The sequence below is a fragment of the Chamaesiphon sp. genome, from assembly GCF_041738855.1.
GTDB lineage: Bacteria > Cyanobacteriota > Cyanobacteriia > Cyanobacteriales > Chamaesiphonaceae > Chamaesiphon.
Genome location: NZ_JBGSPA010000171.1, coordinates 1 through 13,663 on the forward strand (window position 1 = coordinate 1; position 13,663 = coordinate 13,663).

Sequence of the window (13,663 nt, forward strand, 5' to 3'; positions counted from 1 at the left end):
GATGCGCTGTCTTGACCCAAACACATGCGGAGGGAACCTCCGCGTGATTTGGGTCGCTAAACCCTCGGCAAAGCCTACGTATCGCGCATCGCTACGCGGACTGAGATCTAGAGTGTCTTAACCGATGTGGCGACTGCTATAGCATCTCAGCAATTAAAGATCGCCAAAGAGTGAGTACACATTTACACTCACTCGATCGATCGGATGGTTTCTTGCTGTGATATTCATCAGACAGAGATGGCTTTGCGCCAAGTTAATACAGATCCTGTCTTGACATGAATGAGTAGCTAGAATTAGCGGATGCTAGGATCGCGGTAGACAGGCGTGTCATCACGACGGGTAGTGCGGTCTTCTTCTTTCCGACGTCCTAAGAGTCCAAATAGACCCACTAAGCCACTGAGTCCCCATAGACCTGAATTGTCATCGTTAGTGCGTTCGGAAGTAGTTGTGGTACCTGTTGTATCTGTTGTACCTGTTGTACCTGTTGTACCTGTCCCAGGAGAAGTTACTTGAGCAGTAGCGGGTGTCATCGGCACAACTGAAACGATGGTAGCAAGAAGACCAGCACTGATGAGGGCGATCGAAGATGATTTTTTCACGGGTTTGAACTCCATTGATTACTAGGTATGGGATTTTTCGCTGACATCTGCGAAAAACTGAGTGAGACTGATTCAAATCACTCGCTTGATTGCTTACCAATTTACCCGAGCTAGTTGTTGAAGAACTCTGTCGTAAGTACTATGTTTGAAAAATTGAGGTATTCCTAAAGGTGGGGGGCAGCGATCCCATCGTCCCCGTCAATGGTGTCATCCCTCGCTCAGAACCTAAGTTTGAGCTATATCAAGGCTGGGGTGAGGAGCGGCGGTGGTGTTAATGTTGGCGCGATCGCCATGTGATGGGCAAGGTGGTGCCGAAATCGATTTGTCCAACCAGCCGACAGCCTGGGAAAATCGCGCCAATGCCTCATCGGAATTATGCTTGAGCAAAAATACCAGTGCAGCAGCCGCCTGTTCCTGGGCGCGGGCGGGACGATTGGACTTGAGCCTGTGCCAGTCCGTTTCGGCAATTCGCAGCCGCTCGGCGAGGGCTTGGGCTAGTTCGAGGGTGGTAAGATCGTCGAGAGTGGGAGACATGGGATTTATGACCTGAATTTAGGCATATTAATCATAACGCTATCCAAATTGTATCTTGCGACCATGACTCAGAATCCGACCCCAGTTGATGAGAAGATTGAATTCGATCGCGAAGTTGCCGAGTTAGAACAAACGCTGTCGGATCTCAAGCAACGTCAAGCCGAGATCGAGTTGGCTCAGCAGGAACAGATCGTCTTGGAGCGTCAGCGCAATGAATTGAAACATAAAGGTAGCAAGCGTCCCGAAGTCCGGCAGGAACTCGCCCAAATTCGATCGCGATTGGAGCAATTGGAACTGACGCTAGAATCTCGACTCCTGAACGAGTGGAAGTTGATGTGGGAGCCATTTTGGCAAGCTGTCCGATTTGGAGGATTGGGGATCGCGATCGGCTGGTTTATCTCGACCTGGGGACGGTAACAGTTGATAGCTTGCACCGAGCGTAGCGTAAATGTTGACATCGATTATTTAAGATCGATTTTCCCAATCATTTTGCCAACAATTAGAACGCGATTCACGAAGCCCCAATAGTGACTATCATAAGAATTATTGCGATTATCGCCTAGGACGAAATAGCTATTAGCAGGAACCATAATTAAGTCATGAGTATATCGAGGCGGTTCGAGCAGATATTTTTCTTTTAAGGGCTTGCCATTGATGTATACCTTGCCACTTTGAATCTTCACTGTTTCGCCAGGTAATCCAATAATTCTTTTGAGAAATTTGTCTTGGAATTTTTCGCGTCTGAGTCGATCTGTGGGACTGAAAATAATAACGTCACCACGGCTTGGCAAACGGACTTTATAAGCTGTTTTATCGATGATAATCCGATCGTTAATTTTCAGGGTCGGTAACATCGAACCTGATGACATATTGTAAGAAATTACAATTTCGTTACATCTAGCAAGTGGTGCCATCTGTGCTGCTGGAAAATCAGTTTTATTTAGCCGCTCTAAACTTTCTTCCAATATTTTTTTGTAAAAAGAAGTACATTGGGCTGCTGTTGGTAAAGCAGTATGAGGACTGGTTGGATAAAATTTGTCACGACACTGCTTTATCAGCCGTGAATTTTGTGCTGAAACTTGCCAATTTCCACCTCTTGCTCTCACAATCGATTCTGAAACTAATTCTTGGCATAGAGACTCCGATAGCATGGGGTTATCTGCTGGTACATCACTCCATGCAGGTCGCTCGATTATCGTGCCCAGCATCGCAAGTACGATCGCCCAGATTTGCAGGTATTTTTGAATAGGTAGCATTGGTGCTGAAAAAATTGGTTCAGGAGTGGTATAATGGCATCCGCTATAATAACCCGATTGTAAATACTATACTATGCCCATTTCTGCGGTATTGCCAGCATTATTGGTGTTAGCCGATGGCACAACTTATGAAGGTTGGTCATTTGGAGCGATGGGTACGACCATTGGTGAAGTTGTCTTCAATACGGGGATGACTGGCTATCAGGAAGTGCTGACCGATCCTAGCTATAGCGGTCAGATCGTAGCGTTCACCTATCCCGAATTGGGAAATACAGGTGTCAACCCCGACGATGAAGAATCCCACGCGCCGCACGTTCGGGGCGCGATCGCCCGCAATGTCTGCTATCGTCCGAGTAACTGGCGATCGACAGCATCTTTACCCAAATATCTCGAACACCACAATATCCCTGGGATCTACGGGATCGATACCCGCGCATTGACTCGCAGATTGCGATCGGTTGGAGCCATCAATGGTGGGATCTCTACGGAGATTCTCGATCCAGCGGAACTACTCAATTTGGTTAAATCTGCGCCCAGTATGAGCGGATTGAACCTCGTCAACAATGTCACCACCAAGGCAGTCTACGAGTGGTCGTCGCCGAGCGAACCGATGTGGGAATTTAAGCCTGCATCGAGCGACGACGGCGAGACATTGACTGTCGTTGCCCTCGATTTTGGGGTGAAGCGAAATATTCTCAAACGGTTGGCTAGCTATGGTTGTCGGGTAATTGTGGTTCCTGCCGATACTTCCGCTGCTGCCATCCTCCAGTACGAGCCTGACGGGATCTTCCTCTCCAATGGCCCAGGAGACCCCGCCGCCGTCACCGAAGGGATTGCGACAACGACAGAGTTATTGGGTGCTGACAAGCCGATTTTCGGCATCTGTATGGGTCATCAGATTCTGGGATTGTCCTTGGGCGCGGAAACCTTCAAACTCAAATTCGGACATCGGGGACTCAATCAACCAGCCGGACTCACCCAAACGGTAGAGATCACCAGCCAAAATCATGGCTTTGCGCTCGCGGCTGAGTCGCTGAGTGCAGAGATCGAAATCACTCATCTCAACCTGAACGATCGCACCATCGCCGGACTACAGCACAAGACCCTACCATGTTTCTCAGTGCAATATCACCCCGAAGCGAGTCCTGGCCCTCACGATGCCGACTATCTATTTGCCAAATTTGTCAAGCAGATGCGGGAAGTTAAACAGTTGACAGTTGCGGTACGGAAGCTCCCGCCCGATTTAAACCCTTGATTTTTGTTACGTCAGGAGATAGAGGGTAGAACCGGAGCAGAGTTGCTAAAATAGTGTCTTAAATCTGTAGTGTGCGCTGCACATCGCGATCGATCGTCAATAACTCACCGTAATTTGTCATGAATCCAGAGTATTGTTGAGAATCGATCGCCGATTAATCATTTACTTGAGTAAAAATATCAGGAGGCTATTATCGCTGAACCACTAAGTCTGACCGTGAGTCTTCGAGGCACTCGCGAAGTTAAAGATAACTATCAACTATTCCGCCTCACGGGATTGCTCGACGCATTCTCCGAACCGACTTTTAGAAAGGTGATGGACAAATGTATTGAAGAAGGTCCCAAAAATCTGATCTTGGATCTATCCAAAATCGATTTTGTCGATAGCTCTGGACTAGGTGCGCTAGTCCAACTGGTCAAAAAGTCTACTAGCGTCGAAGGCACCGTTCAACTCGTCACGAATGCACGGGTCACCCAAACTGTCAAACTCGTGAGGTTAGAGCAGTTCCTATCGCTCCAGACATCTGTCGATGCCGCACTCGCAAAGATTGCCGTCGGCGAAAAGTAGCTACTCCCCTAGTGTCAAATTTAGATATTGGGGTAGGGGTGAATGGTGGATGGCTGCCAGTGAGCGTATCCACCCACCATCCACCATCTAATTTGTCAAGATCGAGGTAGTAACCGCTGCTAAGTTTGATGTCAAAATGCCCAGATTTGCACCAGTTTTCGGAAACCTTGATAAAATAAGAAACGCAAGTCAAAATTTTCTAGCTGTCTAAAGATCGCTGTGGGTGAAACTGAGCTACCACCAAGCTGGCAACAGCTCAATACTGCCATCCACCCCAACCAAGTGCCGCAACTGTCACCAGCAGCTCTAGCATATTTGGGCGATGCTGTGTACGAACTCCACGTTCGCACTAGATTTTTGTTTCCACCCAAGCGTTCGCACGCTTATCATCAACAAGTTGTCGCGCAAGTACGTGCTGAAGCGCAGTCTAGTCATCTGCAACTGCTTCTACCTCATCTGACATCCGTGGAATTGGATGCAATCCGGCGCGGGCGGAATGCGGCGAATGGTCGTCCGCGTCGCCTCGATCCCGAAGTTTATCAGCAAGCTACCAGTTTTGAGACTTTAATCGGTTATCTTTACATCACAGATCCTCAACGGCTCTCGGAGTTACTTGGCTTGCTCCAGTTTGATTCGACTCCAGCCCTCTAGTTTTTAAGCTAACATCACATGGTATTTAAACCTCGTCGCTCCACTGGCGGCAAACCTTCCCTCCGTCAGGGAGATCGCGACGGTTCGGGAAGTGGGGATCGCGATTTTCGCCCCAGCCGTAGTTCGGATAGTAGACCCAATAGTGCCGACAGATATCGTCCCAATGGTGACGCACGTCGTAGCGAAGGCACCGACTCCGGTTATCGGAGCAAAAATGACGGTACAGATCGACGTCCTCGCAAGACTGACGGCGCAAATAACTTCGATCGCGATCGCAGCTACCGTCCCCGCCCTACTGAAGGCGGATCGAGTTTCGACAGGCCCAAGCCCAGCGGCTTCAATCGCCAGGACAAACCCCGCGAGGAGCGCAAGGATTGGGGCGTACCGCGTCCGAGCCAGTCGCGAGATTTTACCCCCCGTCTGGAAGGTTTTAAGCCCCGTCGGGATGACTCCACAGGCGATCGACGCAGTAGCAATAATGTAGAGCGCGGACGCAGCGATCGTCCTAGCTACAATCGGGACGATCGTCAGCCCAGCTCTGGAGATCGCCGCTTTGGCGACAATCGCAACGATTCATTTAGCAAACCCAAAGAGTGGCGCGATCGTCCAGCCAACAATCGCCACAATCGCGGTGGCTGGCAAGATCCCCCCGCCCCAGAGATCGCCGAAGAAGAGGTCACCGACTATCTGTACGGCAAGCACTCCGTCTTCACCGCGATCGAAAAAGAACGCCAAATCAATCGGATCTGGGTACTATCCAAACTCCGCCACCATCCCGCCTTCTTTACCCTCATCGACCAAGCCAAAGCCAATGGTACCGTCGTTGATGAAGTAGATGTGCAGCGATTGGGATACCTTGCCAATGGCGGCAACCATCAGGGGATCGTCGCTCAAGTGGCACCCCATGACTACCTGGAAATCGAAGAGTTGATTAGCCGTGCGCTAGCAACTTCCGACCATCCGATTATCGTCGTCGCTGATGGGATCGTCGATCCCCAAAATCTCGGCTCGATCCTGCGGACGGCTGAAGCAATGGGCGTTCAGGGTGTCATCATCCCCCAACGCCGCGCCGTGGGCATCACTTCCACCGTCTTGAAAGTAGCGGCGGGAGCCTTGGAGCATATCCCCGTCGCCCGCGTGGTCAATCTCAGCCGCGCCTTGGGTCAACTCAAGGAAGCTGGATTTTGGATCTATGGCACCACTGCTGATGCCGAGCAAGCCATCTATACCGTTGATTTTACCGATCGACGCCCTGTAGTACTCGCGATCGGTGGGGAAGGCGACGGACTGAGTTTGCTCACTCAAAAGGGTTGCGACCATCTGGTGTCAATTCCACTGACGGGCAAAACTCCCAGCTTGAATGCCGCCAATGCCGCAGCGATGTGCTTGTATGAAATATCCCGTCAGCGTTTGTCAAATATGTTACGGCTTTCTGAGCGTTAAGCAGGTATTTTGGGATTATTTAAGATCGAAGCCCTAACATTCTTCAAGTCCAGCAACTTATTCACCTCCTTTGAATCAGCGGAATCTAAGCCAATGAGTATTCAAGATATCTGGAGCAGTGCGCTCCATCTGATCGGGCAAGCTTGGTGGGTTGAAATCAACACAGAGCGACCGCATTGTACCTATTATTTTGGACCATTTGCGACCGCAGTAGAAGCTGATGGGGCTAAGGCTGGTTATATTGAAGACTTAGAAGGTGAATCCGCTCAAGGTATTCAGGTGGTTATCAAACGCTGTAAACCAGCACAAATGACGATCGATTATGAAGAAGCCGCTGAAGAGGATTATCGCCCGATCGTCAAAACGCCAATGAGCGGTCAGTTTGGCTAGATCGATGACGATCCGACGAAATTACTAATAACTTAGATTTAGGGTACTCACGCCGGAAAATCCTACTCGCCCAGCCGATCGGACAATCTGCATGGGTACCCGATTTTGTCCGATCGAGTGTGTGCAATTAGCGATCCCAGATGCTAAGGGAGTTGTTAGCTCAGATTGTCAGATCGGAGATCGGCGCATTTAGCGGATCGATCGGGTGTGGTATTTTCGATCGTGATGACAACGGCAAACCATTTAAACGCGATGACTCTGCTAAATCGATCGAGTCTAACATCAAAGCTTTAGGTGAATTAAAGTCTCAAGATCGACTCAAAATATTTACGATCCTCTTCCCCCAATTTGCGCCTAGAGTTGAAGCAACTTGGCAAAGCTTCAAGTACTCTACTGGCTCAAACAAGAGAAGGCAACGATCGACTTTAAAAATCACAAACTACTCTGCTTGACTACATCGATCGCAATAACCGCGCACGGTGGTTTCATAGGTGACTGCTTGTAAACCCGATCTCAATCGATCGAATTCTACTATCGGTAGCTCATCCCAGCCGATATCCTCGATCGCGCCGCATTGTTGACAATGGAAGTGATGGTGGGGTAAGACTACTGCATCGTAGCGCGATACTCCGGCTTCGAGCAGCACCTCACGGATCAATCCCGCCGTGCGAAGAGCTTGCAAGGAGCTATAAATCGTCGCTTGGGAGGAGACGGGACAAGATTGATTCAAATCCACTAGGAGCTGTTCGACCGTGGGATGATCGTTGCGTGAGAGTAAATTGGCATACACGGCGAATCGTTGCGGCGTCACCCGCAAGCCTTTGGCTTTGAGTGTTTGGACGATCGCGTCTGTTGATGTCTGGCTCATTGCGAGGGATGACTAGGCACTATCAGCTAGTTACTAGTAGAGAGATACTGTAATCTCCAATTATAATGCCCAAATTTCCAGAATGAGCATTAAAATTTAAATATTCTTAACTAAGTTTACTTATTGGACTTGACTTATTCCTAAATTAGAATTATTCTGAGATGTGTGCGATGCGATCGCTAGCCAATTGTCGCGATCGACTGTGTGCTGACCACAATTAATTAAATTTAGGAGTAAATCATGGCTGTAGTCAACCAACAAGTGCCCGACGTCGTATTTAAGACTCGCGTTCGCGACGAATCGGTCGAAGGTCCAAACCCATTCAAATGGCAGGATACGACTACACAAGACATCTTCGCTGGTAAAAGAGTAGTTGTCTTCTCCTTACCTGGTGCCTTTACACCTACGTGCTCCACTAGTCACCTTCCTGGCTACGATGCTGCATATGATGAAATCAAATCACTGGGTATTGACGAAATATACTGCGTCTCCGTCAATGATGCGTTCGTGATGTTCCAATGGGGCAAAAACATGGAAGTCAAAAACGTCAAGCTCTTACCCGATGGTAATGGTGAGTTCAGTCGTAAAATCGGGATGTTGGTCGAAAAAACCAACCTCGGCTTTGGAATGCGGTCTTGGCGGTATTCGATGGTTGTCAATGATGGCAAAGTCGAGCAAGCATTCATCGAAGATGGTTATAGCGATAACTGTGAAACCGATCCTTTTGAAGTTTCTGATGTTAATACGATGTTGACTTATTTGAAGGGTGCCAAAGGTTAAATACTTAGGTTGGGTAGTGGATGCGCTCCGGTCGGGTTCCCCGACCATGAAGCGCACCAGCAACGCGCGATACGTAGGGTTCCCCGAGGGTTTAGCGCGTCAAGACAAGCAGAGCAGAGCGAAACCCAACTTTTGGGGTGAGCGCGGAGATCTTTACCCCAACCCAGCCCTCCCCTCGATCGGGGGAGGGGGCAAAGAAGCTCCCCCCGATCGAGGGGGTTTGGGGGGGTAACACTATCTCAGCCGAAGTCATTAAACTTGTATGTAAGCAACGTCTCCAAATTTTGGGCAAGTTAAGGAAATACAGAAAAACATGAGCTATGATTTTGACCTATTCGTCATTGGTGGCGGTTCCGGTGGGATTGCCACAGCCCGACGCGCCGCAGAATATGGTGCGAGGGTCGGTGTTGCTGAATATAGTAGACTCGGCGGTACCTGCGTCAATCGCGGCTGCATACCCAAGAAATTGATGGTGTATGCGTCCCACTTTCCCGAACTATTCACCGATGCGGAAGGTTATGGGTGGAGTGCGGTTGAGAGTCAGTTGGACTGGTCGAAAATGGTGGCGGGGATCGATAATGAATTAACTCGGCTCAATGGGATTTATCAGACGATGCTGGATAAATCCAAAGTAGAAGTCATCACAGAACGTGCCAAATTTATCGACCATCATACGCTGCAAGTGGGCGAGCGCACCATTACTGCGGACAAAATCTTGATTGCAGTGGGGGGACATCCCGTGCGTCCAGATATTCCCGGGATCGAACATGCGATCGTTTCTGACAATATGTTTGACTTACCCACCCAACCCAAGAAGATGGTAATTTTGGGTGCTGGTTATATCGGGTGTGAGTTTGCTTGTATTATGAATGGCTTGGGGACAGAAGTAATCCAGATTATTCGTCCCGATCTGATTTTACGGAGTTTCGATCGCGACTTGCGATCGGCGGTACAAGAAGGGATGATGCATCATGGGGTGAAGATAATCAATAATGCTTGCGACATCTCGATCGAGAAGACCGATAATGGCGTCAGTGTAACCGTTACTACCAAAGATGGACAGCAGACGATCCTCGCTGATGCCGTCAGTTTAGCTGCATTGGGACGCAAACCAAATACAGCCGATTTGGGATTAGAAAATGTCAATGTCAAAACTCGCGAAGGTGCCATCTTAGTAGATGCAAATAGCCAGACGAATGTAGAAAATATTTACGCCGTTGGCGACTGTACGGATGAGATCCAGCTCACGCCTGTCGCTGTCAATGAAGGGCGCGCATTTGCGGATACGGTGTTCGGGAATAAACCCCGCATTATGAACTACGCAGACATCCCCACTGCGATCTTTACTACTCCCGAAGCTGCAACCGTCGGTTTAACCGAAGAAGAAGCCCGCGAAATGCACGGCGATGATATCAAAGTCTATCGCAGCAATTTCCGACCGATGTACTATGTCTTACCCAATAAACAGGATCGTACCCTGATGAAACTAGTGGTAAATGCTAAAACCGATCGAGTTTTGGGTGCCCACATGGTCGGAGATCACGCGGCGGAAATCATTCAAGGCGTGGCGATTGCGGTGAAGATGGGCGCGACCAAAGCAGATTTCGATGCTACTGTCGGGATTCATCCTAGTTCTGCTGAAGAATTTGTGACGATGCGATAGGTAGGTGAACTACCCATACCTGTGACTTCTTGATTACGCACTCGTTCACGAGGTATGGGCTTCCGACTGCAAGGGCGAGTTAAAAGTTATTTATGGGCTGTCTCGATGTGTTAAAACTGAGGTTTGCCCTATTGTGAACTACCAGCTCGATTCTTATGGCTTCAAACGACCGAGACACGATCCGCATCCGTGGTGCCAAACAGCACAACCTCAAAAATGTCAGTTTGGAACTACCACGCGATCGCTTGATTGTGTTTACAGGTGTATCCGGTTCGGGCAAATCTTCCCTGGCATTCGATACGATCTTTGCCGAGGGACAACGGCGGTATGTGGAGTCACTCAGTGCCTACGCGCGGCAATTCCTGGGACAACTAGATAAGCCAGATGTAGATGCGATCGAAGGTCTGAGTCCGGCGATCTCGATCGATCAAAAGTCTACTTCTAATAATCCCCGATCGACTGTCGGCACAGTTACCGAAATTTACGACTATTTTCGATTATTGTATGGTCGCGCGGGGACGCCGCACTGTCCACAGTGCGATCGATCGATTGCCCCCCAAACAATCGATGAAATGAGCGACAGGATTCGCGATCTGCCGGAACGAACTAAGTTTCAGATCTTAGCACCGATCGTCAGGGGCAAAAAAGGAACACACCAGAAAATATTATCCAGTCTGGCATCTGAAGGCTTTGTCCGAGTCCGAGTAAATGGCGAAATTCGCGAATTGGCCGATCGCATTGTCCTCGATAAAAATCAAAGTCATACAATCGAAATAGTAGTCGATCGCTTGGTAAATAAAGCCGGAATCGAATCGCGGTTATCTGATTCTTTGACTACTTGTCTTCGGCATGGCGAAGGGATTGCAATCATTTCCCTCCTTGCCGATGAAGGTGCCGAAATCAGTCCCGATGTACCCACAGAATTAGTCTTTTCTGAGAAATTTGCCTGTCCCGAACATGGCGCAGTTATGGAAGAATTATCGCCGCGATTGTTCTCATTTAATTCGCCCTATGGTGCCTGTCCGGCTTGTCATGGCATCGGTAGCTCCCGCACCTTCGATCCCGAACTGATTATTCCCGATCCATCGGCGGCTGTTTACCACGCGATCGCGCCGTGGTCCGACAAAGACAATTCCTATTATTTATCACTATTATATAGCTTGGGTCAAGCTGCTGGATTTGCCCTCGATACACCGTGGAATCAACTCACACCCGCTCAACAATCATTAATTTTGGAGGGTAGAATCGAGCCGATTTGGATGGAAGATCTCGACGACCATCGGCGGTTCAAAGGAGTATTAAAAACACTCGACAGGCAATATAATGATGCCTCAGAACTGCAAAAGCAAAAACTCGAACAATACCTCACCAATCGCCCCTGTGAAGCTTGCGGCGGCAATCGGCTTAAAGCCGAAGCTCAATCGGTAAAATTGGGACAGTACGGTATTCTTGATTTTACTAGTGCGGCGATCGATGAATGTCTGGCGCGACTCGATCGGTTAGAATTAACCGAAAAGCAACTTAAAATCGGCGAATTAGTCCTCAAAGAAATTACCGCCCGACTGCAATTTTTACTCAACGTTGGGTTAGATTATCTCACACTCGATCGCGCGGCGATGACTCTCTCCGGTGGCGAAGCGCAACGAATCAGACTCGCTACCCAAATCGGTTCCGGCTTGACAGGCGTATTATACGTTCTCGACGAACCGAGTATCGGTTTGCATCAACGAGACAATGGACGACTACTCGACACCCTCACCAAACTCCGCGACTTGGGGAATACTCTCATCGTCGTCGAACACGACGAAGATACCATTCGCGCCGCCGATCATCTCGTCGATATCGGCCCAGGTGCGGGCGTACATGGTGGTAATATCGTCGTCGAAGGCGATCTCAATGCCCTCCTCACTTCCAAAGATTCGATTACAGGTGCGTACTTATCGGGACGCGTAGGCATTGAAACACCAGTAGCCAGAAGAGAAGGAAATGGACGTAGTTTGGTACTTAAAAACGCCAACCGCAATAACCTCAAACATCTCGACGTCGAATTCCCACTGGGCAAACTTGTCGCCATCACAGGCGTATCTGGCTCAGGCAAATCCACCTTAATTAACGAACTCCTCCACCCCGCCCTCCAGCACCATCTCACCAAACGGGTACCATTCCCCAAAGATGTAGATGAACTCAAAGGAATCAATGCGATCGATAAAGTTATTATCATCGATCAATCCCCGATCGGTCGCACCCCGCGATCGAATCCCGTCACTTACACAGGCGTATTCGACACCATCCGCGAAGTCTTCACCCACACCATCGAAGCCAAAACACGCGGCTATAAAGCTGGACAATTTTCCTTCAACGTCAAAGGTGGACGCTGTGAAGCCTGTAGCGGACAAGGCGTAAATATCATCGAGATGAATTTCCTCCCCGATGTCTACGTCCAATGTGATGTCTGTAAGGGCGAACGTTACAATCGCGAAACCCTCCAAGTCAAATATAAAGGTAAATCGATCGCTGATATCCTCAATATGACCGTCGAAGAAGGTTTAGGCTTCTTTGAAAATATCCCCCGCGCCGCCACCCGCCTCCAAACCCTCGTCGATGTCGGCTTGGGCTACGTCAAACTCGGACAAACCGCTCCCACCCTCTCCGGCGGCGAAGCCCAACGCGTCAAGCTCGCCACCGAACTCTCCAAACGCGCCACTGGCAAAACCCTGTATCTAATTGACGAACCTACCACCGGACTGTCATTCTACGATGTCCACAAGCTCCTAGACGTGCTGCAAAGACTAGTAGACAAGGGGAACTCCATCATCGTCATCGAACACAACCTCGACGTGATTCGCTGCTCCGACTGGACGATCGATCTGGGGCCAGAAGGTGGGAATAAGGGTGGAGAATTAGTCGCTGTCGGGACACCAGAACAGGTGGCGAAAAATCCTAAGTCGCATACGGGGAAATATCTCAAGCAAGTATTGAAGCAACATTCAGCAGCGGCAAAGGTTTAAATTATGCCCGAACAACAGTAATGTTATCATTTCTAATAGCCAGCAGCATATTGTTGAGTCTAATTAAGTTACTGTGTGAAAATACCTGCAAATGCCATCATTCCTGAGCCTAAGTTAACGCAGTATTTACTAGTGCTTAGACCACGTGATGATAAATCAAAATTCCTTGCTCAAGGAGGATTTACTTTAAATAACGTGAGTTCGGGTTAAGCAGAACGGAGCAAATTGCGTTCCATCGCGATTCCTGGCTTCTTGGGTTGATGGCAATAAGCAATCAACCCACAGAGAATGTTAACAAAGCAGTTAACGGGAGAGCGATGTCGGGAGTGCACACCTACGGTAGGCTTCGCCAACAATCTGAGAAATATTCTTCAACTGGTCAATGACTGTCTCAACAACAGCGCGTTTGCGCAATAGTAAGCGATCGCTTAAAGACATCAAACGTTGTTTCATGTTGCGTTTGAGTTTAGTAACCACTCGGACACCAACGCTATCCATCAATTCCTCAAACATTTTTTGGGAGATATAACCCTTGTCTGCAAACACTTGACCAAAAAGATGTTGGAGCAAATCAGGGACAGGTTTGCGGTCGTCCGTATTACCAGGTGTAACCTGAAAGTTAAGTAACTCGCCTTGGAGGGTGACAGCG

14 protein-coding genes and 1 pseudogene are annotated in these 13,663 nt (G+C 49.0%); 10 read left to right on the forward strand and 5 right to left on the reverse strand.

All coding sequences use genetic code 11. The features are described from left to right. Positions 1-293: 293 nt before the first annotated feature. Both ACEW9I_RS17935 and ACEW9I_RS17940 read right to left on the reverse strand, forming a co-directional pair. Complete coding sequence (locus ACEW9I_RS17935; RefSeq protein ID WP_373541696.1) at positions 294-599, reverse strand: WGxxGxxG family protein; 306 nt, start codon at positions 597-599, stop codon at positions 294-296. A 225-nt stretch (positions 600-824) separates the two neighbouring features. Continuing rightward, positions 825-1,133 (reverse strand): DUF6439 family protein, encoded by a 309-nt coding sequence (locus ACEW9I_RS17940; RefSeq protein WP_373541697.1) that lies wholly within the window; start codon positions 1,131-1,133, stop codon positions 825-827. Positions 1,134-1,196: 63 nt separating this feature from the next. Between ACEW9I_RS17940 and ACEW9I_RS17945 the strand changes: the two genes are divergently transcribed. Continuing rightward, positions 1,197-1,550, forward strand: a complete 354-nt coding sequence (locus ACEW9I_RS17945; protein WP_373541698.1) for a hypothetical protein — start codon at positions 1,197-1,199, stop codon at positions 1,548-1,550. Between the two features lie 44 nt (positions 1,551-1,594). Here the strand turns inward: ACEW9I_RS17945 and lepB are convergent, their stop codons facing one another. Next, positions 1,595-2,389, reverse strand: coding sequence for a signal peptidase I (lepB, locus tag ACEW9I_RS17950; RefSeq protein WP_373541699.1), 795 nt, complete (start codon positions 2,387-2,389; stop codon positions 1,595-1,597). A 73-nt stretch (positions 2,390-2,462) separates the two neighbouring features. Between lepB and carA the strand changes: the two genes are divergently transcribed. The 6 genes from carA to ACEW9I_RS17980 all read left to right on the forward strand — a co-directional run bounded on the left by carA (position 2,463) and on the right by ACEW9I_RS17980 (position 7,147). Next, positions 2,463-3,644 (forward strand): glutamine-hydrolyzing carbamoyl-phosphate synthase small subunit, encoded by a 1,182-nt coding sequence (gene carA / locus ACEW9I_RS17955; RefSeq protein ID WP_373541700.1) that lies wholly within the window; start codon positions 2,463-2,465, stop codon positions 3,642-3,644. A gap of 216 nt (positions 3,645-3,860) precedes the next feature. Continuing rightward, positions 3,861-4,211, forward strand: a complete 351-nt coding sequence (locus ACEW9I_RS17960) for an STAS domain-containing protein (protein WP_373541701.1) — start codon at positions 3,861-3,863, stop codon at positions 4,209-4,211. Positions 4,212-4,430: 219 nt separating this feature from the next. Next, positions 4,431-4,862 (forward strand): Mini-ribonuclease 3, encoded by a 432-nt coding sequence (locus ACEW9I_RS17965; protein ID WP_373541702.1) that lies wholly within the window; start codon positions 4,431-4,433, stop codon positions 4,860-4,862. A gap of 420 nt (positions 4,863-5,282) precedes the next feature. Next, positions 5,283-6,305, forward strand: a complete 1,023-nt coding sequence (rlmB, locus tag ACEW9I_RS17970; protein ID WP_373541748.1) for a 23S rRNA (guanosine(2251)-2'-O)-methyltransferase RlmB — start codon at positions 5,283-5,285, stop codon at positions 6,303-6,305. Positions 6,306-6,398: 93 nt separating this feature from the next. Next, positions 6,399-6,695, forward strand: coding sequence for a DUF1816 domain-containing protein (locus tag ACEW9I_RS17975; RefSeq protein WP_373541703.1), 297 nt, complete (start codon positions 6,399-6,401; stop codon positions 6,693-6,695). Between the two features lie 140 nt (positions 6,696-6,835). Next, complete coding sequence (locus ACEW9I_RS17980; protein WP_373541704.1) at positions 6,836-7,147, forward strand: hypothetical protein; 312 nt, start codon at positions 6,836-6,838, stop codon at positions 7,145-7,147. Here ACEW9I_RS17980 and ACEW9I_RS17985 read toward each other — a convergent pair. Next, positions 7,135-7,563, reverse strand: a complete 429-nt coding sequence (locus tag ACEW9I_RS17985; protein ID WP_373541705.1) for a Fur family transcriptional regulator — start codon at positions 7,561-7,563, stop codon at positions 7,135-7,137. The genes ACEW9I_RS17980 and ACEW9I_RS17985 overlap by 13 nt on opposite strands. 240 nt (positions 7,564-7,803) lie before the next feature. On the opposite strand from ACEW9I_RS17985, the gene ACEW9I_RS17990 reads away from it, so the two are divergent. The 3 genes from ACEW9I_RS17990 to uvrA all read left to right on the forward strand — a co-directional run bounded on the left by ACEW9I_RS17990 (position 7,804) and on the right by uvrA (position 13,014). After that, positions 7,804-8,343, forward strand: a complete 540-nt coding sequence (locus ACEW9I_RS17990; protein WP_373541706.1) for a peroxiredoxin — start codon at positions 7,804-7,806, stop codon at positions 8,341-8,343. A 313-nt stretch (positions 8,344-8,656) separates the two neighbouring features. Then, positions 8,657-10,006 carry a glutathione-disulfide reductase gene (gorA, locus tag ACEW9I_RS17995; protein WP_373541707.1) on the forward strand — a complete coding sequence of 450 codons (1,350 nt, stop codon included), beginning with the start codon at positions 8,657-8,659 and terminating at the stop codon, positions 10,004-10,006. A gap of 155 nt (positions 10,007-10,161) precedes the next feature. Further along, the gene (gene uvrA / locus ACEW9I_RS18000) at positions 10,162-13,014 is read left to right on the forward strand and encodes an excinuclease ABC subunit UvrA (protein WP_373541708.1); all 2,853 of its coding nucleotides are present in this window, start codon (positions 10,162-10,164) and stop codon (positions 13,012-13,014) included. Between the two features lie 206 nt (positions 13,015-13,220). On the opposite strand, the pseudogene ACEW9I_RS18005 reads toward uvrA, so the two are convergent. Beyond that, positions 13,221-13,650, reverse strand: a pseudogene (locus tag ACEW9I_RS18005) (transposase); the annotation flags it as partial. Positions 13,651-13,663: the final 13 nt, after the last annotated feature.